Here is a 21,167-nt window from a genome sequence, read left to right as displayed (position 1 = left end):
TGCCGGACGGCGCCGGATCAGCTTATCTGACGGCATGAGCACCGACCAGAACACCGTCGTCATCTCCGGCACCAGCCGGGGCATCGGCCAGACCACCGCCCTGCGCTTCATGCAGGAAGGATGGCGGGTCATCACCTGCGCCCGCGGGCCGCTGCCCGACGACCTGCGCCGCGCCGACAACTGGAGTCACCACTTCCAGCTCGACCTTACGGGGCGGGAGGCGGTGGAGACCTTCCTGCGCGAGGTGAAGGGCATTCTGGCCGGGGCGCCGCTGCACGCGCTGGTGAACAACGCCGGCGTGTCGCCGAAGACCCCGTTCAAGGAGCGCCTGGGCATCCTCAACGGCTCCATCGACGGCTGGCGCGACGTGTTCGAGCTGAACTTCTTCGCCCCGCTGCGGCTCGGCCGCGGTTTTGCCGGCGACCTGGCCAAGGCGAAAGGGGCGATCGTCAACATCACCTCCATCGCCGGCCACTACGTGCATCCCTTCGCCGGCTCGGCTTACTCCACCTCCAAGGCGGCGCTGTCGGGGCTGACGCGCGAGATGGCGGCGGAGATGGCGCAGCTCGGCATCCGCGTCAACGCGGTGGCGCCGGGCGAAATCCAGACGGAGATGATCAGCCCGGAGTACGAGGCGCTGATCCCGCGCATCCCGCTCGACCGCATGGGCAAGCCCGAGGACGTGGCGGCGGCGGTGTTCCGCCTGTGCACCGAGGAATTCAACTACGTCACCGGGACGGAGATCTTCGTCACCGGCGGCCAGCACCTGTACTGACCGGACGGCGGAGGATGGCGGCGTCATGACAGCGAAGACCATCCTCGTCACCGGCGGCAGCCGCGGCATCGGCCGCGCCGTCGCCATCGGCGCCGGGCGGCTCGGCTGGGCGGTGGCGGTGGGTTATGCCGGCAACCAGGCGGCGGCGGAAGAGACGGTGGCCGCCGTCCAGGCCGCCGGCGGCCGGGCGGTGGCGGTGCGCGGCGATGTCGCCGTGGAAGCCGACGTGCTGGCGCTGTTCGACGGCGCCGAGGCCGCCTTGGGGCCGCTGGACGGGGTGGTGGTCAACGCCGGCATCGTGGCGCCGCCGAAGCCGCTGGCCGACATGGACCTCGACCGCCTGCGCCGCATGATCGACGTCAACGTGCTCGGCGCCTACCTGTGCGGGCGGGAGGCGGCGCGGCGGCTGTGCACCGACCGCGGCGGCCGGGGCGGCAGCATCGTCTTCCTGTCGTCCATCGCCGCCACCCTGGGCGCCGCCAACGAATACGTCGACTATGCCGGCACCAAGGGCGCCGTCGACTCGCTCACCCGCGGGCTGGCGCGCGAACTCGGGCCCCATGGCGTGCGGGTGAATGCGGTGCGGCCGGGGCTGATCGACACCGACATCCACGCCAGCGGCGGCCAGCCCGACCGCGCCCATCGCCTCGGCGCCGGCACGCCGCTCGGCCGCGCCGGACGGGCGGAGGAAGTGGCCGACGGCATCCTGTGGCTGCTGGGCGACGGCGCCTCCTACACCACCGGCGCCCTCATCGACATTGCCGGCGGACGGTAGGGGCGGCGGCCATGAAAAAAGGCGATGCCCGCACGGACATCGCCTTTTCCATCGGTCACGGCAACCGGATCAGGTGGCCTGCTTCACCCATTGGCGCAGCTGGTGCAGCCAGTTGACCAGATAACCGCCTTCTTCTGCTCTCCATATTAAGGGCGATTTCATCCCTTCGCACAGGCCGGCGTCATTGCGCGGCGCGGGCATCGCTCTGGCTCGTTACCATGGGCAGGGTGAAGCAGACGGTGGTGCCGGCGTCGCGGCGGGTGGCGAGGCCGATGCGGCCGCCGTGGCGTTCGACGATGCGGCGGGCCAGCGACAGGCCGATGCCGGAGCCCGGCGTCACCCCCGGCCCGTGCAGGCGGCGGAACATCTGGAAGGCTTCCTCCGCCCGCTCCTGGTCGAAGCCGAGGCCGTTGTCGGCGATGGTCACCCGCCACATCTCGCCGTCGGGCGCGGCGGTGACGGTGATGCGCGGCGGCCGGTCGGGGTGGCGGAACTTCAGCGCGTTGCCCAGGATGGCCCGGAACAGCTGGACGATCTGGGCATCCAGGCCGCTCACCGTCGGCAGCGGCGCCTCCACCGTCACCACGGCGTCCTGCGACTCGATGCTGGCGTGCAGGGACTCCAGGGCGACGGTCAGCGCCCGGTTGAGGTCGACGCTGCGAAAGGGCTCCTGCCGGGTGTCGGCGCTGGCGTAGAGCATCAGGTCGTCGACGATCTGCCGCATGCGGCGGGCGCCGGTGACGATGTGGGTGAGGTAGACGCGGGTGTCGGCGTCCAGCCGGTCGCCCAGGTGCCGCTCCAGCAGCTGCGCGAAGGAGACCTGGGTGCGGGTCGGTTCCTTCAGGTCGTGGGAGGCGAGATGGGCGAATCGCTCCAGCTCGGTGTTGGAGCGGGTCAGTTCCTCCACCGTGTGCACCAGGTCCTGTTCCATGCGCTTGCGGGCGGTGATGTCCTCGCACAGGGCGGCGATCAGGCGGACGTGGCTGTTGCGGTGTACCGGCGACAGGGTGGTGCGGCCCCACACGGGGGTGCCGTCGGGCAGCAGGTAGCGGACCTCCACCTGGGCATGGGGGCGGGCGCCGGTGGCGACGGCGGCGGCGGCCTCCAGCAGCGGCGGCAGGTCGTCGGCGTGGACCACGTCGGCCCACGACAGCGTCGCCAGTTCGGCGGCACTGCGGCCGGCCAGCTGGCCGTAGCGGTCGTTGACGCGGCGGAAGGAGCCCTCCGGCGTCACCAGGGCCATGCCGACGGCCGCCTGCTCGAAGGCGGCGCGGAAGCGTTCCTCGCGCTCGGCCAGGGCGTCCATCTGGGCACGGCGGATGCCCTCCATCTGCCGCGCCATGTGGCGGGACAGGGCCCAGATCACCAGCCCGGTGATGGTGATGAAGGCCAGCCCCTTCACCGTCTGGGCCTGCGCCAGCGCCGCCGCATCCGGGAACACGGCGTGCAGCACGCGGTCGGAGAACACGATCCACAGCGCCGCCAGGGTCACGTAGACCGCAGCGATGCGCACCGGCGACAGCAGCGGCCGGCGGGAGCGCGGGCCGTGCAGCGGCGCTTCCTCCTCCTGCATCGGCCTTCCCCTGACGAGCTGGAGCGGTTAACCCTGACGGCTGTCAGTGTACTTCAGTCGTCGCACCCGGTCCAGGAAGCGCAGCGACAGCAGCACCGCCGCCGTCACCAGCCCGGCCAGCAGGCCCCACCAGATGCCGACGCCGCCCAGTCCGACCCCGAAGGCCAGCAGCGCGCCCAGCGGCACGCCGATCACCCAGAAGCCGGTGGCGGCGATGACCATGGGGCCGCGGGTGTCCTTCAGGCCGCGCAGGGCGCCGGAGGAAATCACCTGCGTCGCGTCGGCCAGCTGGAAGCCGGCCGCCACCGCCAGGAATGCCACCGCCAGCCCGGCCACCGGCTGGTCCGCCGCTTCCCAGCCCAGGTACAGCACCACCAGCCACAGCGGCGCGAACCAGAAGGTCAGCGCCGCCAGCGACATGAAGGCAAGGCCGCCGGCCAGCGCCGCCTGCCAGGCGCGCAGGGCGCCGGCCGGATCGCCGCGCCCCACCGCCAGCCCGACCCGCACCGTCGCCGCCTGCGACAGCCCCATGGGCACCATGAAGGTGATGGAGGCGATCTGGATGGCGATCTGGTTGGCGGCCAGGGCGTCCAGCGAGATCAACCCCATCAGGAACACGGCGGCGGCGAACATGCCCATCTCCATGACCATGGTCAGGCCGATGGGCAGGCCGATGCGCAGGATGGCGCCGAAGGTCGGCCAGTCCGGCCGCCACAGCCGCGCCAGCACATGCAGCCGCCGCACCCGCCGGGCGCGGGTGACATAGAGGAACAGCGCCGCCGCCTGCAGGGTCGCCACGATCGAGGTGGCGATGCCCGCCCCCGCCAGCCCCAGCGCCGGGAAGCCCCAGTTGCCGAACATCAGGGCATAGTTCAGGGTCGCGTTGACGCCGATGGCGGCGATGCTCAGCCCCAGCACCACGCGGGTGAGGGTGAAGGCCGCCAGCAGGGCGCGGCTGACCATGAACATCAGCGCCGGCACCAGCGCCCAGCTGGCCCAGAACAGGTAGATGCCGGCGTCCGCCGACGCCTGCGGCGGCTGGCCGAGGGCGAGCAGGATGGACTCAGCATTCCACAGCACCGCCATGCCGGGCACGCCGATCACCGCCGCCATCCACAGGCCCTGGCGATAGGCCCGACGGGCATCGCGCGCGTTGCGCCGGCCGAGCGCCTGGGCGATCAGCGGCGAGGTCGCGGCGGTGACGCCGATGCCGAACAGCAGCACGGCCAGGAACAGGTTGAGCCCGAGGGAGCCGGCGGCCAGCGCCTCCGGTCCCAGGTGACCCATCATCATGACGTCGGTGGTCTCCAGGCCGATCTGCGCCAGCTGCGTCAGCGCCAGCGGCAGCCCGAGACGAAGGGTTTCCTTCAGTTCACCGCGCCAGGCAGCGGACGGCACGGCGACCTCTTGCACACTTGCGGGGACGCCCGGCGTATCCCGGCGCGTCCCCGCTTGTCAAACCGGCAGGAGGAGAAGGTGGCTCAGGACGCCGCCTGCAGGGTCAAACGGCGCTCCCAGGCCAGGGTGTGGCGCAGCACGGTGTCGAGGTCGTCGTGCCGGGGCTGCCAGGCGAGGGTCTGCTTGAGGCGCGACGACTCGGCGATGAGGGCGCCGATGTCGCCGGCCCGGCGCGGCTTCTCCCGCACCGTCAGCGGGCGGCCGGCGACGCGGGCGATGGCGTCGGCCACCTCGCGCACCGTGTAGCCGCGGCCGTAGCCGCAGTTCATCACCGTGCTGGCGCCGCCGGCGAACAGGTAGTCGAGCGCCAGCACATGGGCGTCGACCAGATCGGTGACGTGGATGAAGTCGCGCACGCCGGTGCCGTCGCGGGTGTCGTAGTCGGTGCCGAAGATGTCGAGCCCGTCGCGCAGGCCGAGCACCGCCTCGCACGCCACCTTGATGAGATGGCAGGCGCGCGGGTTGCGCTGGCCGGTGCGCCCCTGCGGATCGGCGCCGGCCACGTTGAAGTAGCGCAGGGCGGCATAGGTCATGCCCGCCGGCCCGGCGCTGTCGGCCAGGATGCGCTCCACCATCAGCTTGGACTGGCCGTAGGGGCTGATGGGGTTGGGCGGCACGCTTTCATCCACCTGCACGATGCCGGGCTCGCCGTAGACGGCGGCGGTGGAGGAAAACACGAAGTGCGCCACGCCGGCGGCGGCGCAGGCCTCGATCAGGCAGCGCGAGACGGTGGTGTTGTTGTGATAGTAGAGCAGCGGCTTTTCCATGCTCTCCGGCACGCTGGTGGAGCCGGCGAAATGCAGCACCGCCTGAACGCGGTGGCGCTCCAGGATGGCCTGCACCTCGGCGGTGTCGCCGGCATCGGCCACATGGAACGGCACCCCGGCCGGCACCGCCTCGCGGCTGCCGTTGCTCAGGTTGTCGAGGCCGATGGGCTGCCAGCCGGCGTCCTGCAGGGCCAGCACGGCATGGGAGCCGATGTAGCCGGCGCAGCCGGTGACCAGCACGGCGGGTTTGCTGTGCGACACGGTGTTTCCTTTCCCTCCGGTGAAGCTCCGCCGACGCCTCGGGCGGCGGGCGGGCGGGTGTCGGGAAAGTTTCCGGGCGGCGGGCAGGCTTTCCTATTCGCCGGGCGGCTAGAACGGGCGGCGGAAACGGCTGCCGCCGAAAGTTGGCGCCGCCGCACAACCGGCGTAGCGCCCGCCATGCCGGCACGAAAACGCCGCCGGCGAGGGTCGCGGGCGGCGGCGGAGCGGGCGAGGAGGAGAGGAGAGGGGGGGCGCCCGTCGCGGTGTCGCAGGGGGGAATGGTGAGGGGGAAAGACTCCACCGCGACGGGCGCAGGGCTATGGGGCCCTGGGGATGATCGTAGGGCGCGGCGGCCATCCCGCGCCACCGCGCAAGGGGCGTAGACCAGCCCTCCCGAGGGTGGGGAAGCTTCTCCCCTCGGCCGGACCGCCTCCGGGGGCGGTTCTGGCGCAGCTGATCCACATGACAGCAGTATGAACCAGTTGGTGCCAGTGCGACCTTTTGATGCGGGTCGTAAGCGCGGGGTCGCCACATGGATATGTCGAGGGTTGCGGGATATAAGACCTTGGTCTAGGGTAGTCATGCCGAAAGGAATATCGGCCGCTCCGACGGCGGGTGCGCTGTGGACGCATAATAGTTGAGGTGCTGAGTAAGGCTTGGCGGCGGTGTCGCGGCGACTGTCGACAGGATTTGGGGTGTGAATGATCTTGTGAAAATTGCCACGGCACAGGCTTCGGGCGTTCCCTGCGTCGTGTGTCAACCGACATGCAGGACGACCGGCCGGAGAAGCCCCGACTCATCGGGCGTGGTCGGCGACTGCAGGAAGGCACATCGGCAGGGCCGGCCGGCGGCAGATCATTCGGGGAAGCCGCAGGTCACCGTGCCACCACTGGAAGCGTCCCTCCCGGGTTCCGGGATCAGCCAGAAGGGTTGGTTCCTAGCGGATGTTTCCTGTGTCCGTGTTGCGAACGGTAAGCCGTTTGAGGACACAGATAAGACACAAGAATGCCTGTTCCCTTTTGCCGGATGTTCCATAACATTCGGCCAGTCGGGAACCTTGAGACATAAATCGCGACTTGGGGATAATCCTTTTCTGACTTTGGGGGTCACGATGGAAAAAGACACGATCAAAACTGTAATCGTTGAAAGCAATTCCTTCTTCCGCGAAGGACTTAAGAGCATCCTCCGCGACAGCCGTTTCGACATCGGTTTCGAGTCCGAGAAGCCCGAGGATGCTCTGGCTTATCTGCAGGCCGAGAAGCCGGATCTGGTGATCGTCGAGCTGCCGGTCGGCGCCGAGGCGGTGCCGGAAGCCTTCCACGCCATCCGCGAGGCGGTGCCGGAAGCCCGCATCGTCGCCCTGGTCGGCCAGCAGTGCCCGATGCTGATGACGGACTGCCTGATGCAGGACATCGACGGCTTCCTCATCAAGACCATGAAGCCCAACGTGCTGCTGCAGTCGCTGGCGCTGATCGCCGAAGGTGAACGGGTGTACCCCGCTAACCTGGTGGCCCGCCTGCTGCGCGGCGGTGCGCAGTCGATGGTCATGATGCCGGGCAGCCAGGAACAGTACAACCTCACCGCCCGCGAGATGGACATCCTCCACCTGCTGGTGGCCGGCGAGCCCAACAAGGTCATCGCCCGCCGCCTGAGCATCACCGAGGCGACGGTGAAGGTTCACCTGCGCAGCCTGCTCAAGAAGATCAACGCCGCCAACCGCACCCAGGCGGCCATCTGGGCGCTGCATCACGGCTTCGCCAGCACGGGCGCCGCGGCCGCGGCCGGCGCTCCGGCCTGACGTCTGTCGCCAGGCGACCGCAGCGACCGGCGGGCATCGCCGCTCCCACCCAAGGGCGCGGCGATGCCCGTCGGCGTTTCGGCGGACGGCGTCGTCATCCGCGGGGGCGGAGGCGGCGCGACGGTCCGCGCAAGGGGGGACAGGAGACACCTTCATGCTTCACCGCCATCCGGGCCCCGTGCCCGCGCCGCCGGCGTCCCGGCGGCCGTTCCACGTTGCCGTCATCATGGACGGCAACGGCCGCTGGGCGACCGCCCGCAGCCTGCCGCGCACCGCCGGCCATGTGCGCGGGGTCGAAAGCGCCAAGGAAATCATCCGCACCGCGCCTGACCTCGGCATCACCCACCTGACGCTGTTCGCCTTCTCCACCGAGAACTGGCGCCGCCCGCGGGCGGAAGTGTCGGTGCTGATGACCCTGCTGCGCAGCCACCTGGAAAGCGAGGTGCAGGAACTGGCCGGGCGCGGCGTGCGGCTCAGCTTCCTCGGCGGCCGCGACCGCCTGCCGGCCGACATCGTCGACCTGATGGCGCGGGCGGAGGCGGATACGGCCGGCAACGAGGGCCTGCATGTGGCCGTCGCCGTGGATTACGGCGGCAGCCGCGACATCGTGCAGGCGATGCAGGGCCTCGCCCGCCAGGCGGCGGCAGGCACCCTGGCGCCGGAGGACATCGACGAGGACCGTGTGGCCGCCGCCCTGTGGACCGGCACCATGCCCGACCCCGACCTGCTCATCCGCACCGGCGGCGAGCAGCGGGTCAGCAATTTCCTGCTGTGGCAGTGCGCCTATGCCGAGTTCGTCTTCCGCGACACCCTGTGGCCGGCCTTCGACCGCGCCGAGCTGGAGCACTGCGTCGCCCAGTTCGGCCGCCGCGAACGCCGCTTCGGCGCGGTGCTGACATCGTGATGCGGACCGCTGCCGCCCTTGCCCTGCTGGCGGGGCTGGCGGGCGTGGCGTGGCTTTCCCTGACGGCCGGCGGCGAAGCGTCGCCGGCCGTCGCCGCGTCCGGCTGGTGGAGCCTGCGCACGCCGGACCATCCGTGGGACAAGCTGGTTCACGCCATCGTCTACGCCGGCTTCATGGCGCTGGTGACGGCCATGGCGCCGCACGGCCGCCGCTGGCAGTGGGGCGGCGGGGCGGCGCTGTTTCTGTTCGGGGTGGTGATCGAGGTGATGCAGGGCACCATTCCCGGCCGCACCGCCTCGGTGGCCGATGCCCTGGCCAACCTGGCGGGGATCGTCGTCGGGGCGCTGGCGGCGCGGCGGGTGCTGGGCACCGCGCGCGGCGGCTGAGATCAGGCGGTGCGGCCCGGCGGCTCCGGCCGCAGCCAGCCGGTGACAGAGCGCAGGCCCTTGCGCGCCAGATGCGGCACCAGCAGCGCCGGCGGCATGCGCAGCAGATGGCCGCGCAGCAGCAGCAGCGTTTCCGCCGAGCCGCTGAAGGCGGTGCGGCAGCCGGGCAGGGCGGGCCGCAGGGCATGGTCGAACAGCACGTCGGTGACGGTGCGGCGGCGACGGCCGGCATCCTTGGCGGTGCGGGCGACCACATACTCCGGCACCGGCGTCCCGAACAGCCGCCGGCAGTGGCCGAAGGCCATCAGCAGCGGCACGCTGAGGCCGAGGTGACGGGCCCGCAGCGCCAGCAGTTCCCACCATGCCGGATCGTGGCCGAAGCTGCGCATCAGCCGGTCCATGTCCGACAGGTCGCGCAGGCCGTTGGGGAACTCGGTGTCGGTGAACAGGTGGGCGGCGCTGTGCAGCACCATGTCGGCCGGCATCGGCACCAGCGCCCGGCCGCCGAGCACCGTGCGGCCGGCGGCCAGCACCATGCCTTCGTCCACCTTCAGGCGCGACACCGGCGGCGACAGGGTGTGATGGACGTCGAGCACCGACTCGCGGCTGGCGTGGACCAGCGGCGGCAGCTGGTGCATCCAGCGGTGATAATAGAGGAAATCGTAGGGGTCGAGGTGGCTCGCCACCCAGCCGCCGGCGCGCAGGGCCTGTTCCACCTCGCCCAGGCGGTCGCGCGGCACCAGCAGGTCGATGTCGCCGAACAGCCGCCCGTCGGCCGAGGCCATGCCGCCAGCGGCATAGGCGGCGCCCTTCAGCAGCATGGGCGTGACGCCGGTGGGGGCGAGGGCGTCGAGCATGCGCTCCACCTCCGCCAGCACGTCGATGCGGTGGCGGGCGGCCAGCAGCAGGGCGGCATCCAGGTGGCGGCGCGGCCCGGCCGGCACGGCTTCAAGGCAGCCGGCTTCCTGCAGGCACAGGCCGACGCGCGGCAGCAGGCGGGTGGCGCGGGCGGCGGGGATCACCGCTTCCCACTCGGCCAGGGAGAGGCGGCCGACGGTTTCCTGCGGCCGGGCCAGCAGGCCGCAGATGAGGGCGCGCACGTCGCTCATGCCGCCGCCTCCGCCGCCGTTGCCGATGAGGAGGCGAGACCGTCGAGCACCGCCACCGCCCGGCCCAGGTCGGCATGGGCGAGGGTATGGGGCGTCACCGCCTCTACAAGGTCGGCGACCAGATCAAAGTCGCGGCGGCCGCGTCGGCCCCACTCGAAACACTGCTCCAGGATGCCCATCATGGCGTGGCCGCGCGACTGCGGGTGCAGCAGGGTGTCGCCCTCCGGCGTGTAGTGCGGGGTGACCAGCCAGCGCGGCCGGGCAGGGCGGGCGCGGGCGGCGACGCTGGCCGCCGGCGGCCGCATGAGGGTGATCGGCCCCTTGTGCGCCGTCGGCACGGTGGGGGCGAAGCGGGCGTCGGGGGCCAGGGCGGCGATGGCGCGCGGCATGTCGTTCTTCAGGCTCACCGGCCGGGGCAGGGGATGCAGCAGGCCGTCCTCCACCCCCAGCACGGCGAATTCGTCCGACAGCAGGCGCCAGCGGCCGGTTGCCACCAGGGCGGCCGCCAGGGTGCTCTTGCCCGAGCCGGACGGGGCCGGCAGGATCAGGGCATCGTCGCCATGGGCGACCACGGCGGCGTGGAACATCAGGTGGCCGAGGCCGTGGTTGGCGAGGCTCCAGTTCAGCGCCCACTCGAACAGCAGGCCGCACATGCCGCGGCCCTGCGGCGCGAAGGCGGGCTGGCCGTCGATCAGGCACAGCACCCGCCGGTGCGGCGCGTGCCGCAGCGACAGGGTGGGGCGCAGTTCGCAGGTGAAGTCGGTGAAGGTGTCGGCGGGCGCCAGCGGCCAGTCGCCATAGAGCAGCGGGAACAGGGCCGCGAACTCGGGCAGGGTGGAGCGCACGCGCGTCACCATGGGGCCAAGGTCGATCTGCAGGCCCGGCCCGGCCAGGCGCTGGCGCAGCGCCTGCGGGTCCAGGCTGCCGACGGTCACGGTGTGGTCTGCGGAACGATCAGCTGGCACCGGGACAGGGACTCCAGCGAGACGGCAAGGGGGCCTTCCACCTGCGCCACCGGCAGGTCGGTTTCGGCGGCCAGCCAGCGGGCGAGGCCGGAGGGCGGTCGCGGTCCGCCGTCCGCCAGTTCGGCGAAGACGGCGGCCGCGACCCCCTGCAGGTGGTGGATGGCGCCGCTGGCCAGGTGGTAGACGATCACCTCGTGCTGCCACCGCCGCCAGACGATCTGGTCGTCGCCGGCCAGTCGCAGGGCGGCGTCGTCGGCGACCATGGCGTCAGGCGCGCAGGGTGGTGAGGAGGTAGCCGATGGCTTCCGACGGGCTCCACTGGCGGCCGCCGACCGGGTCGCCGGCATAGAACGCCCGCACCTCGTCGATGGACAGCGGATAGTTGCGGAAGTTGGGGCTGCCCATTTCCCTGTTGAGGGCGTTCAGGAACGCCGCGGCATAGATCCGCTCGCTCGAATAGCCTTCGGTCAGGATTTCGTCGAAGAAGATGATCGGGCCGCGGCCGAAGGCCTGGTGGAAGGTGCCGAGGAACACCATGGTGCCGTCGGGCAGCACGTAGTCGAGGCGGTTGGTCTCGGCGATCATGCTGGCGAGGGTGACGTGCACCTCCGGCACCGCACCGGCCTCGGCGCTCGGCGTCGGCATCATCATGGAGGCGGTGGTATAGGCCGACTCGGGCACCTGGCCGTTGACGATGGCGGCCATCTGGGCCTCGGCCTGCAGCTGCTCCAGACGGGCGGCGCGGTAGGTTTCGATGGCGGCGTAGTAGGCCGCCTGCCAGTCCTCCGGGCGCGGGCCCGGCTCGCAGGCGGTCTGGCCCTTTTCCATCGCCCGCTGGAACGGCGAGCCCTGGAAGCCGGCGGCCGACACCGAGGCCGCCGTGGCGACCGAGAAGCACACCGTCTGCGCCCAGGCCGGGCGGGCCATCAGGGTCGTCACCACCGGCACGCCGATGAGGCCGGCCCGCAGCATGGCACGGCGCGAGGCGGAATAGGGGTTCTCCGTTTTCGGATCGGTCCCCGGAAGTCCGCCGCGCGGCACGTCAGGGGTCGGATGCTGCTCGTTCAGGTCCATGGTCACACCATCAGAAGTGATCGTTGCAGGTCCGGACGCGGGTTCGACCGCGCTGGGCGCGTGACGGGGCGCGAAGGGCAGGCGCGCAACAATCCACCGCACCCTTCGATGCCCACAAGGCTAGCGGCAGCCGCCGCAAGACCCAAGAACGCTTCCGGCTTAACGGGTTGGGAGGTGCCGCCGCCGGTTCGGGTTGTCGCCTTACACCTTTTGTCCGCCCGGCCCATACCGGCCGGGGGCGATGATCCCCTGCGGGTCGAGGGCGTCCTTCAGGCGCGCCACGGTGCGCCAGAACGGGTCGCCCGCGTCCATCATCAGGTCCATGTTGCCGATGTCGATCCGGTAGGGCGAAAAGCCGTCGTCGCGGTAGCGGGTGTTGAGCGCCCGCAGACAGGCATGGGCCCGTGCCACGTCGGCCGGATCGGCGCGGCGGAAGTCGATGCTCACCACGCCCTCCAACGTCCGGCCGCTCATCAGGTTCAGGGTGACCGCCGGCTGGAAGCCGTGCGCCTCGCCGACCTCGCGAGTCGCGGCCAGCATGGCGGCCACCGCCTCGCCGTGCAGCGGCACGATGGGGGCGGCGAAGACGATGCCGCCCTCGCCGGAGTCGGGATCGAGCACCGCCGGCTCGTCGCCGCCCGCCGGCCACCAGGTGGAATGCAGGGCGGCATCGGTGGGGATGCCCTCGGTCAGGCCCATCAGCGGCTCGATGCCGCGCAGGAAGGCCTGCATGCGCTTCAGGTGCAGGGCGGCGGCGACGGAATTGGCGGTGCGGCGCAGGCCCGGCGTCATGAAGCGCAGGCGGCCGAAGGGGGCCAGCCGGGCGCGCACGTGGCGGCGGGCGGCGGCGACATGGCCGGCGGTGCCCATGATGGCGCCGATGGCGCTCCACGGGCCGCGCAGCTGGCCGTTGACGATGGCCTGCGCCTCCTGCCGCGTCGCCGGCAGGCCGAGCGGGGCAAGCTGGCGGTGGACCAGCGGCGTCAGGGTGATCTCGCTGCGGCGGCGGTTGCCCACATGGACGACGCTTTCCAGCGCCCCTTCCTGGCGCAGCTCGCGCATGGCGTCGAACAGGCCGGGCAGGGCGGCCTCGTCGCGCACCGACAGGATCAGCGTCGACAGCGCCTCCGGCCGGCGCAGCAGGGCGACGGTGGCGGCGGTGACGATGCCCAGGTTGGACTGCACGAACAGCTCGCGCAGGTCGGGCCCGATGCCATGGGGGAACAGCCGGCCGACCCGGCTGCGCCCGTCGTGGCCGAAGCCGGTGCGCAGGATGTCGCCGTCGGCCAGCACCACCTCCAGGGCGATGAGGGTGTCGGCGCGGGTGGTGTTGTAGGCGACGCCGCGCTCCAGCGTGTTGCCCACCACCGACGTGCCGGCGCCGGAGCCGGTGACGTCGAGGAAGAACCGGCTGCCGGCGTCGGCCAGGGCCTGCGACAGCTGCCCCTGGGTCACTCCCGGTTCGATGGTGGCGGTGCCGAAGGTGTCGTCGAGTTCGAGGATGCGGTCCATACCCGACAGGTCGAGCACCACGCCGCCCTCGTTCACCGGCAGGCGGGAGCCGAGGCCCCAGTTGCGGCCGCGGCTGACGGAATAGAGCGGCACGCCATGGCGGCCGGCGGCGCGCACCACCGCCTGCACCTGCTCGGTGCCGGTCGGCCGCACCGCCAGCGGCACGGCGCGGGCATGGCCGCTGGCCGAGGTGCGGTAGGCGGCCAGCGCCGCCTCGTCGGCGATCACCGCCTCGGGTTCGAGGGCGGCGCGCAGGTCGGCGGCGAAATCGTCCAGTGCCATGGCCTCAGCCCACCTGACGGCCGATCCACGGCCCGATCAGGTTGGCGACCGGCAGCGGCAGGCGCTTCCACACGGCGATCATGCGCTGGTACTTGGGGTTGTTGGGGTTGACGTCGGGCATGGCCTCCCCGTCGGCAAGGCGGAACTCGTGGATCACCGGGCGCGGCTCGAAGCCCCAGTTCTTCTTGAACGCATAAGGGCCGGTGCCGACCTTGCTGCGGCCGAAGTCGAAGATGGAGTAGCCGCGCGACCGGGCATCGCGCATCAGCCGCCAGTACATCAGGTCGGCGGCGCCGGTGCCGCGGGCGGCGGGGTCGGCGCCGGTGTAGAAGGGCATCACCCGGTCGCCGTGGTAGAAGTTGAGCACCGAACTGACCGGGCGGCCGTTGTCGAACACCGTCAGCACGTCGCAGTCGGCGCCGAAGGTGTCCTTCAGGGCGCGGAAGTAGCCGCGGCCGAACACCGGGGTGCCGAGGTTGCGCATGCCGATGGCGAACAGCCGCCAGCACAGGTCGACGTCGTCGTCACGGCGCCAGGTCAGGGCCGGGTTCTCCAGCGCCTTGCGCACCACCGCCCGCTGCTTGCGCGGGATCTGCTTGAGGCAGGCGTCCTCGTCGGCCTCGATGGGGCGGTCGAAGGTGGCGTAGAGCCCCTCCTTCCGCGGCCAGGCGGCATGGGGGCGGGCGGGATCGCGGATTTCGATGTAGGCGGCGCCGGTCTTGCGCAGCAGCGCCTCGGCGGCGGCATCGATGGCGGCGATGCCGCCGTCCTCGCTGACCACCGCGCCGCCGCCGACACACCAGCCGGTGGAGACCAGGCGGGAGCCGAACAGGCGGCTTTTGACGTGGACCAGCGGCAGCACGCCGCGGATCTCGCCGGCCCGCTCGGCCAGCAGGAAGTGGCAGCGCTGGCCGAAGCTGCGTTCGATGACGCGGCGCCAGCCGGCGCGGTGGAAGAAGGTGGCGTCCGGGCAGGCGGCGACGAACGTGTCCCAGGGCCCGGCAGGGGCATCCCCTGCCAGCTCCGTGACCGTGTACGACAGCATCGCGGTGCTCCTCCGTGGATGGCTGGCCGGCGGCCGGTCACGCGGGGGCGGCACACTCCGCGTAGACGCGATCCATGCGGTCCCACGCGAAGTCGCGCAGCAGCCGGGCGAGCCGCCCTTCGGTGCGCGACAGGTTGAGGTAGTGCCGGAACGCCGACTTGCGCGACAGGCCGGAAACGCGGGGCTGGCCGGGATCGACCTCCCACGGGTGGCAGTAGAACACGGCCGGCTGCCCGTCGCGGTGGTTCACCCGGCGCACGCCGGCACGGAAAACGGCGTAGGGCAGAAGGCGGAAGAAGCCGCCGCCGGCGCACGGCAGGTTGCGTCCGCCCAGGCGGACGGTGGTCATCGGCACCTCCACCACCGGCACCTCGGCCTGCGGCCGATGGGCGAAGCGGGGCGCATCGGGCATGCCGTAGAGGTCGTGGCGGATGGGGTTGATGCTGGAGGAATAGGCATAGCCGGCGGCCGCCAGTTCCTCCCACGCCCAGGGGGTGTCGAGGCCGACCGAGAAGGTGGCGGCGCGGTAGCCGCGCACCGTAACACCGCCGACATCCTCCAGGATCGCCTTGGCGCGGGTGACGTCGGCGCGGAATTCCAGCGGCGTCTGCTCGCGCACCAGCCGGTGGCTGAGGCCGTGGCTGGCCAGTTCATGGCCCTCGGCGACGATGCGGCGGACCAGCGCCGGCGCCCGCTCCGCCACCCAGCCGAGGGTGAAGAAGGTGGCCTTTACGCCATGGTCGGCGAACAGGTCCAGCATGCGGTGGGTATTGGCCTCCACCCGCCGTTCCTGGCCGTCCCAGGTGGCGCGGTCAATGCGGCCGGCGAAGGCCTGCACCTGGAACCAGTCCTCCACATCGACGGTCATGGCGTTGACGACGGTCGGCTGTCGGCCGCCACCACCACCATTGCCGCCCGCCCGCCGCCGTCCCGGACGGTCGGCCTTGGCGGCGAGGGAGGAGTCCGGGGCGGCGACGGTGCGGGCGAGGTGGGTCATGACGGGGTTCGGGGCCTCATGCCATCAATGAAATCTTCCAGGTGTTCCGACAGGGTGGTCAGCGTGCGGCGGAACACCCGGTCGTGGCGGCGGCCGCGTTCCTCAAGGGCGCTCAGGCGGTCCTCGAAGGAATCCAGCAGGGCGGCAAGGTCCGACGGCAGCGCGAGGCCGGCGCCGGCGGCACCGGCCAGGGCGCCGTTGCGCGGCACCAGGGCCCGCGCCGCGCCCTCGCGGTCGAGCACCGACTCGCCTTCCGCCTCCATGTCCTCGGCCACCTCGTCCACCGCCTGGGCATCCAGGACGCGGCGGTCCTCCAGGCAGCCGAACAGCAGCAGGCGGGAACACAGCACGTTCACCCGCCGCGGCACGCCGCCGGTCTGGCGGTGGATGGCGTCGAAGACATCGGGGGCGAACTCCGGCGTACCGTCCCAGCCCACGGCCTTCATACGGTAGAGAATGTAACCCTCAATCTCGCCCGCTTCGATTGGCCCCAAGTGGCAGGAGGCGATGACCCTCTGGCGTAGCTGCTCCAGGTTGGGGCTGGCGAGGGTGGTGCGGAACTGCGGCTGCCCGACCAGCAGGGTCTGCAGCGCCGGGGCGCCGTCCACCGACAGGTTGGACAGCATGCGCAGTTCTTCCAGCGCATCGAACGGCAGGTTCTGGCATTCGTCGGCGACCAGCAGGCAGCGCTGGCCGGCGTGCTGCCGCTCGGCCAGGAAGTCGCCGATGATGGTCAGCAGTTCCGCCTTGCTGGCATCGCGTTCGTAGGCGATGCCGAAGGCGTTGGCGACCATGCGCAGGGTGTCGTCGGCGCCAAGCTGCGAGGTGACGATCTTGGCCGACCGGAAGCGGCCGGGATCAAGCGTCGCCAGCAGATGGCCGACCAGCGTGGTCTTGCCAGCCCCCACATCGCCCGTGACGATGACGAATCCCTCGCCCTGGGCGATGCCGTAGGTCAGATAGCTCTTGACCCGGTTGTGGACGGTCGAGCCGAAGAAGAAGCTCGGGTCCGGGGTAAGCTGGAACGGATGGCCGGTCAGGCCATAATGCTCGACGAACATCGGTAACACCTCTCCGTGTCGAGGGGGTGGACCGGTGTCCTGCGCGTCGGGTTCAGAAAGTAGCCGACAGCCTCGCGATGATGGAGTTTTCGCTGGAGGTGTCGTCGTCCCCTTCCTCGCGCCGGAGGTGGCTGTAGGAGAGGGAGCCGGTCAGCTTCTCCGTGAACTGGTGGGTGACCCCCACGTTCCCCCGCAGGCTCTGCACGTCGTCGCTGGTGGCGGCGGCGGTGCGCGAGGTGGTGGTGTCGCCCAGGGTGTACCCGATCTGCAGGACGCCGCTGGTGCTGGGCGTCAGGTTGTGGTTGACCGACGCAAGGAACTGCAGGGTGCTGTCATCGGTTCCACGGTCCAGGTTGAACTCGCGCTCGACCCACGAGCCCGACAGGCCGTAGGTGGTGCGCTCGTACCGATGCGTGAACCTCACCGAAAGAGTCTTGCGGCGGAACGAATCGTTGGTCAGGGCCTCCTCCAGGGGGAGGCACAGCGGATCATCCGGGTCGGCGCACTGGCTTTCGATCAGCGCCTGCTGCTGCGTCACCACGTCCATGGTGTAGCTGGCGGTCAGGTTGGTGCGCGAGGTGATGTCCCAGCCGATCTCGCCGGAGTAGTAGGGGTCTTCGAACCGGCGGCCGACCTCCACCCGGGTGTTGAGGTTGGGCGACGGGTTGTAGCGCAGGCCGACGGTCCAGAAGGGGGCGCTGACGTTCTCCTCGTTGGCGTCGCGGCGGCTGATGCCCTCGGTCTCGTAGAACTGGATGTCGTCGTAGCCGCCGCGCAGGATCACGCCCACTTCCGGGCTGATGCGGTACTCGGTGCCCAGGTCGACGGTGCGGCGTTCCTGCCGGAGGTCGCCGTCGTTGTAGTAGTTGCCGAGCAGGCTGGTGAGGTTCCAGCTCAGCCGGCCGAAGGTGTCGCCGCTGGCCAGGCCGGCGTTCACCTCGTGCCCGATGCTGTCCGACGGCCGCGACGAATCGCCGGCGTCGCCCACATCGGCGGCAAAGAAGGTGGAGCCGCTGAGGCGGTAGCCGAGGCTCGCATCGGCAAAGTCGCTGAACCGCTGCCGCCAGGTGGGGCCAAGGGCATAGGTCCAGATGCCGGTCTGGCCGGAGGAGGCCGTGCGCTCGCTGGCCGTCAGGGCGCCCAGGCCGACGTTGCGCTGGCTGATGGTAGTGCGGCCGTCGATGAACAGATGGTCGTCCACCAGTTCATAGGACCCGTTGCCGGCCAGATTGTGCCGCATGCCGCTCAGTTCATTGTTGGAGATGTACTGGTCGTAGCTGAGGCGGTAGCGGGCGTTCAGGTCGGTGCGGGCACCATCGACGGTGATGCCGGCGCCGGCATTCAGGGTGGTGATGAGGTCCGAGCCGCCGCCGCCGCCGCCACGGCCGACGCCGCCGACGTTGTCCGTCCATTCCTCGGAAATGGACGCGGACGGGGTGATGCGGACTTCCTGCGCCTGCGCGGCCGGCACGGGAAGGCCGGCCGCCAGGGCGAGAACGGTGAGCGATGTGGCCGTGGCGGCCGCCGGCAGGGTGGTGAAGGTGCGGACCACGATCAGCAGCCCCCCGACCGGCCGCGCCAAAGCACGGCACAATCACGACTCACGGTCATAAATGAAACCCCCGAGTGTCTTGAACCTGTCGACACTCTACTGTCAGAACCAGCTCTGGGGAACGATGATTATGTCACCCGGCAGCAGGTCGACGTTCGCCGATATGTCGCCGCGTTCAAGCAGATCGTCGATTCGCACCCGGTATTGCTGGCGACCGCCGCCCGGCATCTCGCGCACCAGCACGGCACGATTTCCGGCGGCATAGTCGGTGAGCCCGCCGACCGAGATCATGGCGTCGAGCACCGTCATCTTGTCGCGGTAGGGCAGGGCCTGCGGCTGCGTCGCCTCGCCGACGATGCGCACCTGCTGGTCGAACGGGCCGCTGAAGGTGGTGACGATGACCGTCACGCTCGGGCTCTGCACGTATTCTCCCAGCACCTCTTCCAGGTCGGCCGCCAGTTCGGGCGGCGTTTTGCCGGCCGCCGTCATTTCCGAGACCAGCGGGATGGAGATGCGGCCGTCGGGGCGCACCGGGACCGAGGTGGAAAGGTCCGGGTTCCGCCACACGAAGATCTGCAGCCCGTCGCCAGGCCCGATCACATAGGTCGGCCGGTCGGTGGCGGGCGGAACGTCGGGCGCATCGACATAGGAAGACGAACAGCCGGAAACCGCCAGGACAAGAGCGGTCGCAGCGGCCTTGAAGATAGAGGAATGTCGTGTCATCGCACCGTTCCGTTGTAAATTTCGCGGCCATTATCCACGACGATTTCATGGGGCGCAACCGGAGCCGAAAGACGTAGTCTCTCAGATTAAAAGTATTGGTGATCATCCGCGTTGACCGGACTACGCCGCCGGGTGAATTGGCAGATCCGTGTCAGCGCGCTTTACATAGCGCCGGGGCGCGCTGATCCATCGGCGCCTTCGCCATGCGCGTCCCCACGGGGCTGAGCGCGCCCTCTGACCCGAGCAACCCCAACCGGACGGGACGCGAATGAAAGACGCTCTCTCGCAGCTCATGTGGTACATCCCGGCCCTATGGCGCCGGCGCTGGCAGATCCTGGGGGTCGCCTGGCTGGTGTGCGCGGCCGGGTGGGCGGCGGTGGCCTTCATCCCCGATCAGTACAAGGTGTCGTCGAAGGTCCACATCGACACCGAAAGCCTGCTGCGGCCCCTGCTGCGCGGTCTGGCGGTGGATGTCGACCCCATGCAGCAGGTCGACATGATGCAGCGCACGCTGGCCAGCCGCTCCAACCTGGAGCGGGTGGCGCGCATGACCGACCTCGACCTCAACGCCCGCTCCGACGAGGACATGGCGAAGCTGATTGCCGGCCTGCAGAAGAACATCTCGCTGCAGGCGGACAAGAACAACATCTTCACCATTTCCTATGAGGACCGGAACCCGCAGGTCGCCTACAAGGTGGTCCAGGCGCTGCTCAGCATCTACATGGAGAGCAACGCCGGCACCAAGCGCCGCGAGTTCGACAGCGCCCGCGCCTTCCTCGACGACCAGGTGCGCCACTACGAGCGCCAGATGCGGGATGCCGAGGCGCGCCTCAGCGCCTTCAAGCAGGACAACCTCGGTTACCTGCCCGGCAACACCACCTTCGTCGACCACATGAACCGCACCCGCGCCGACCTGTCGGCGCTGGAGAACCAGCTGGCCGAGGCCGACGCCCGCGCCAACGAGATGCGGCGCCAGCTGGCCGACCTGCCGCAGTGGGTGGAAGTGGCCGGCACCGCCGGCGGCCCGCCGTCCATGTCGGAAGTGCGCCTGCTGGAGCTGCAGCAGCGCCTGGACGACCTGCTGCTGCGCTATACCGAGCGTCACCCGGACGTGGTGGCCACCAAGCAGCTGCTGGAGTCGGTGCAGGCCGAGATGGCCCGCTCCCTCGGCGGCCCCGGTGGTCCGCCGGTCGCCGGCGGCGGTCCGGCCATTGCCGGCCCCGCCGGTGGCGGCCCGCTCGGCGGCGACGATCCCGAGATCCAGCCGGCCTCCGCCGGTCCCATGGAGCCGCCGGTCGGCAACCGGGTGCCCAACCAGATCTACCACAGCGTCAAGGTGGCGCTGGTGGATGTGGAATCCCAGGTGGCGGCCCTGCGCAGCGCCGTGGAGCGCAAGCGCGGCGAGCTTGAGACCCTGCGCGCCGAGGTCAACCGCATGCCGGAGATCCAGGCCCAGCTCGACCGCCTGAACCGCGACTACGGCATCGCCCGCGCCAGCTACGAGGAATTCCTCAAGCGCCGCGAGACCGCCAACATTTCCGAAAGCCGCGAGGTCAACGCCGACAAGGTGCAGTTCCGCGTCATCGACGCGCCGCAGGTGCCGGTGCTGCCGACCGGCATCAAGCGCCCCATGCTGCTGGGCGTGGTCTTCGTGCTCGGCCTTGGCCTGGCGCTTGGTCTGGCGGTGCTGCTGGCCAGCCTGCAGTCCAACTTCGTCAGCACCACCCGCCTGGCCCAGGTGGTCGGGCTGCCGGTGCTCGGCAGCGTGTCGCTGGTGCGGCACGAGACGGCCCACCAGCGCATGTTGCGGCTGGGCTCCTTCGGCGGTGTCGCCGGGGCGCTGGTCGCGGTGTTCGTCGGCCTGATGGTGGTGGAAATGCGCGTCGGCCTGCCCAACGCCATGCCCACCGTCGTCAAGGAAGGCGTCGCCGGCAAGGTGAAGACCATTGTCGACCGCATCCAGTGATCACCCGGCCCAGGCCGCAGACCTCCAGGGGATTGGCATGACTTCTCTGATCGAACCGACCTCCTCGGGCCCCGGCGACAATCGCCCGCCGCGGCGTGCCTCGCTGGTGGAGCGTGCGGCCCAGCGCCTGGGCGGCGAGTCCGGCTCGGCGCCGCCACCGCCGCCGCCGGCCGGCCCGCGCCCG

Annotated in this window: 19 protein-coding genes; 6 read left to right on the top strand and 13 right to left on the bottom strand. The window is 70.7% G+C overall.

Annotated elements, in window-relative coordinates; translation table 11 throughout:
- The first annotated feature begins 34 nt into the window (after nt 1-34).
- Nucleotides 35-775 (top strand): SDR family NAD(P)-dependent oxidoreductase, encoded by a 741-nt coding sequence (locus ABD056_RS05800; protein ID WP_343865293.1) that lies wholly within the window; start codon nt 35-37, stop codon nt 773-775.
- Between the two features lie 25 nt (nt 776-800).
- Nucleotides 801-1,550: an SDR family oxidoreductase gene (locus ABD056_RS05795; protein WP_343865291.1), complete on the top strand. Its 750-nt coding sequence runs from the start codon at nt 801-803 to the stop codon at nt 1,548-1,550.
- A gap of 181 nt (nt 1,551-1,731) precedes the next feature.
- Here the strand turns inward: ABD056_RS05795 and ABD056_RS05790 are convergent, their stop codons facing one another.
- The 3 genes from ABD056_RS05790 to galE form a co-directional block, all read right to left on the bottom strand.
- A complete protein-coding gene (locus ABD056_RS05790) occupies nt 1,732-3,123 on the bottom strand; it encodes a sensor histidine kinase (RefSeq protein ID WP_343865289.1) in 1,392 nt (463 codons plus the stop codon).
- A 27-nt stretch (nt 3,124-3,150) separates the two neighbouring features.
- Entirely contained in the window at nt 3,151-4,521 is a 1,371-nt protein-coding gene (locus ABD056_RS05785; protein ID WP_343865287.1) for an MATE family efflux transporter, read from the bottom strand.
- A gap of 83 nt (nt 4,522-4,604) precedes the next feature.
- A complete protein-coding gene (gene galE, locus ABD056_RS05780; protein ID WP_343865285.1) occupies nt 4,605-5,609 on the bottom strand; it encodes a UDP-glucose 4-epimerase GalE in 1,005 nt (334 codons plus the stop codon).
- A 1,111-nt stretch (nt 5,610-6,720) separates the two neighbouring features.
- On the opposite strand from galE, the gene ABD056_RS05775 reads away from it, so the two are divergent.
- The 3 genes from ABD056_RS05775 (at nt 6,721) to ABD056_RS05765 (ending at nt 8,697) form a co-directional block, all read left to right on the top strand.
- Complete coding sequence (locus ABD056_RS05775) at nt 6,721-7,407, top strand: LuxR C-terminal-related transcriptional regulator (RefSeq protein WP_343865283.1); 687 nt, start codon at nt 6,721-6,723, stop codon at nt 7,405-7,407.
- Nucleotides 7,408-7,561: 154 nt separating this feature from the next.
- Entirely contained in the window at nt 7,562-8,311 is a 750-nt protein-coding gene (gene uppS / locus ABD056_RS05770) for a polyprenyl diphosphate synthase (RefSeq protein WP_343865281.1), read from the top strand.
- A complete protein-coding gene (locus ABD056_RS05765) occupies nt 8,311-8,697 on the top strand; it encodes a VanZ family protein (RefSeq protein WP_343865279.1) in 387 nt (128 codons plus the stop codon). The genes uppS and ABD056_RS05765 overlap by 1 nt, the downstream gene beginning before the upstream one ends.
- Nucleotides 8,698-8,699: 2 nt before the next feature.
- Here ABD056_RS05765 and ABD056_RS05760 read toward each other — a convergent pair whose 3' ends face one another.
- The 10 genes from ABD056_RS05760 to ABD056_RS05715 all read right to left on the bottom strand — a co-directional run bounded on the left by ABD056_RS05760 (nt 8,700) and on the right by ABD056_RS05715 (nt 19,017).
- A complete protein-coding gene (locus tag ABD056_RS05760; RefSeq protein WP_343865277.1) occupies nt 8,700-9,806 on the bottom strand; it encodes a nucleotidyltransferase domain-containing protein in 1,107 nt (368 codons plus the stop codon).
- Nucleotides 9,803-10,741: an HprK-related kinase A gene (locus ABD056_RS05755; RefSeq protein ID WP_343865275.1), complete on the bottom strand. Its 939-nt coding sequence runs from the start codon at nt 10,739-10,741 to the stop codon at nt 9,803-9,805. The genes ABD056_RS05760 and ABD056_RS05755 overlap by 4 nt, the downstream gene beginning before the upstream one ends.
- Nucleotides 10,738-11,034: a PqqD family peptide modification chaperone gene (locus ABD056_RS05750; RefSeq protein WP_343865274.1), complete on the bottom strand. Its 297-nt coding sequence runs from the start codon at nt 11,032-11,034 to the stop codon at nt 10,738-10,740. The genes ABD056_RS05755 and ABD056_RS05750 overlap by 4 nt, the downstream gene beginning before the upstream one ends.
- Before the next feature lie 4 nt (nt 11,035-11,038).
- A complete protein-coding gene (locus tag ABD056_RS05745; protein ID WP_343865272.1) occupies nt 11,039-11,845 on the bottom strand; it encodes a hypothetical protein in 807 nt (268 codons plus the stop codon).
- A gap of 201 nt (nt 11,846-12,046) precedes the next feature.
- On the bottom strand, nt 12,047-13,639 hold the full coding sequence (locus ABD056_RS05740) for an FAD-binding oxidoreductase (protein ID WP_343865270.1): 1,593 nt from the start codon (nt 13,637-13,639) through the stop codon (nt 12,047-12,049).
- A 4-nt stretch (nt 13,640-13,643) separates the two neighbouring features.
- Nucleotides 13,644-14,684 carry a FemAB family XrtA/PEP-CTERM system-associated protein gene (locus tag ABD056_RS05735; RefSeq protein ID WP_343865268.1) on the bottom strand — a complete coding sequence of 347 codons (1,041 nt, stop codon included), beginning with the start codon at nt 14,682-14,684 and terminating at the stop codon, nt 13,644-13,646.
- 37 nt (nt 14,685-14,721) lie between these two features.
- Nucleotides 14,722-15,681: an XrtA system polysaccharide deacetylase gene (locus ABD056_RS05730; protein ID WP_343865266.1), complete on the bottom strand. Its 960-nt coding sequence runs from the start codon at nt 15,679-15,681 to the stop codon at nt 14,722-14,724.
- On the bottom strand, nt 15,678-16,742 hold the full coding sequence (locus ABD056_RS05725) for an XrtA/PEP-CTERM system-associated ATPase (RefSeq protein ID WP_343865264.1): 1,065 nt from the start codon (nt 16,740-16,742) through the stop codon (nt 15,678-15,680). The genes ABD056_RS05730 and ABD056_RS05725 overlap by 4 nt, the downstream gene beginning before the upstream one ends.
- A 52-nt stretch (nt 16,743-16,794) precedes the next feature.
- Nucleotides 16,795-18,294, bottom strand: a complete 1,500-nt coding sequence (locus ABD056_RS05720) for a TIGR03016 family PEP-CTERM system-associated outer membrane protein (RefSeq protein ID WP_343865262.1) — start codon at nt 18,292-18,294, stop codon at nt 16,795-16,797.
- Nucleotides 18,295-18,396: 102 nt separating this feature from the next.
- The gene (locus tag ABD056_RS05715; protein ID WP_343865260.1) at nt 18,397-19,017 is read right to left on the bottom strand and encodes an XrtA/PEP-CTERM system exopolysaccharide export protein; all 621 of its coding nucleotides are present in this window, start codon (nt 19,015-19,017) and stop codon (nt 18,397-18,399) included.
- A gap of 268 nt (nt 19,018-19,285) precedes the next feature.
- On the opposite strand from ABD056_RS05715, the gene ABD056_RS05710 reads away from it, so the two are divergent.
- Nucleotides 19,286-20,983, top strand: a complete 1,698-nt coding sequence (locus ABD056_RS05710) for an XrtA system polysaccharide chain length determinant (protein WP_343865258.1) — start codon at nt 19,286-19,288, stop codon at nt 20,981-20,983.
- The last annotated feature ends 184 nt before the right edge of the window (nt 20,984-21,167 follow it).

Origin of the sequence: Caenispirillum bisanense (genome assembly GCF_039523075.1) — a bacterium.
Lineage (GTDB): Bacteria > Pseudomonadota > Alphaproteobacteria > Rhodospirillales > Rhodospirillaceae > Caenispirillum > Caenispirillum bisanense.
Note: the sequence above shows the minus strand (reverse complement) of the source record. Positions and strands in the feature narration are given on the sequence as shown.

What these genes read in the sequence shown, in the direction of transcription:
- ABD056_RS05800 (WP_343865293.1), top strand. Translation starts at nt 35, where the DNA reads ATGAGCACCGACCAGAACACCGTCGTCATCTCCGGCACCAGCCGGGGC.
- ABD056_RS05795 (WP_343865291.1), top strand. Translation starts at nt 801, where the DNA reads ATGACAGCGAAGACCATCCTCGTCACCGGCGGCAGCCGCGGCATCGGC.
- ABD056_RS05790 (WP_343865289.1), bottom strand. Translation starts at nt 3,123, where the DNA reads ATGCAGGAGGAGGAAGCGCCGCTGCACGGCCCGCGCTCCCGCCGGCCG.
- ABD056_RS05775 (WP_343865283.1), top strand. Translation starts at nt 6,721, where the DNA reads ATGGAAAAAGACACGATCAAAACTGTAATCGTTGAAAGCAATTCCTTC.
- uppS (WP_343865281.1), top strand. Translation starts at nt 7,562, where the DNA reads ATGCTTCACCGCCATCCGGGCCCCGTGCCCGCGCCGCCGGCGTCCCGG.
- ABD056_RS05765 (WP_343865279.1), top strand. Translation starts at nt 8,311, where the DNA reads ATGCGGACCGCTGCCGCCCTTGCCCTGCTGGCGGGGCTGGCGGGCGTG.
- ABD056_RS05760 (WP_343865277.1), bottom strand. Translation starts at nt 9,806, where the DNA reads ATGAGCGACGTGCGCGCCCTCATCTGCGGCCTGCTGGCCCGGCCGCAG.
- ABD056_RS05750 (WP_343865274.1), bottom strand. Translation starts at nt 11,034, where the DNA reads ATGGTCGCCGACGACGCCGCCCTGCGACTGGCCGGCGACGACCAGATC.
- ABD056_RS05745 (WP_343865272.1), bottom strand. Translation starts at nt 11,845, where the DNA reads ATGGACCTGAACGAGCAGCATCCGACCCCTGACGTGCCGCGCGGCGGA.
- ABD056_RS05740 (WP_343865270.1), bottom strand. Translation starts at nt 13,639, where the DNA reads ATGGCACTGGACGATTTCGCCGCCGACCTGCGCGCCGCCCTCGAACCC.
- ABD056_RS05735 (WP_343865268.1), bottom strand. Translation starts at nt 14,684, where the DNA reads ATGCTGTCGTACACGGTCACGGAGCTGGCAGGGGATGCCCCTGCCGGG.
- ABD056_RS05730 (WP_343865266.1), bottom strand. Translation starts at nt 15,681, where the DNA reads ATGACCCACCTCGCCCGCACCGTCGCCGCCCCGGACTCCTCCCTCGCC.
- ABD056_RS05725 (WP_343865264.1), bottom strand. Translation starts at nt 16,742, where the DNA reads ATGTTCGTCGAGCATTATGGCCTGACCGGCCATCCGTTCCAGCTTACC.
- ABD056_RS05715 (WP_343865260.1), bottom strand. Translation starts at nt 19,017, where the DNA reads ATGACACGACATTCCTCTATCTTCAAGGCCGCTGCGACCGCTCTTGTC.
- ABD056_RS05710 (WP_343865258.1), top strand. Translation starts at nt 19,286, where the DNA reads ATGAAAGACGCTCTCTCGCAGCTCATGTGGTACATCCCGGCCCTATGG.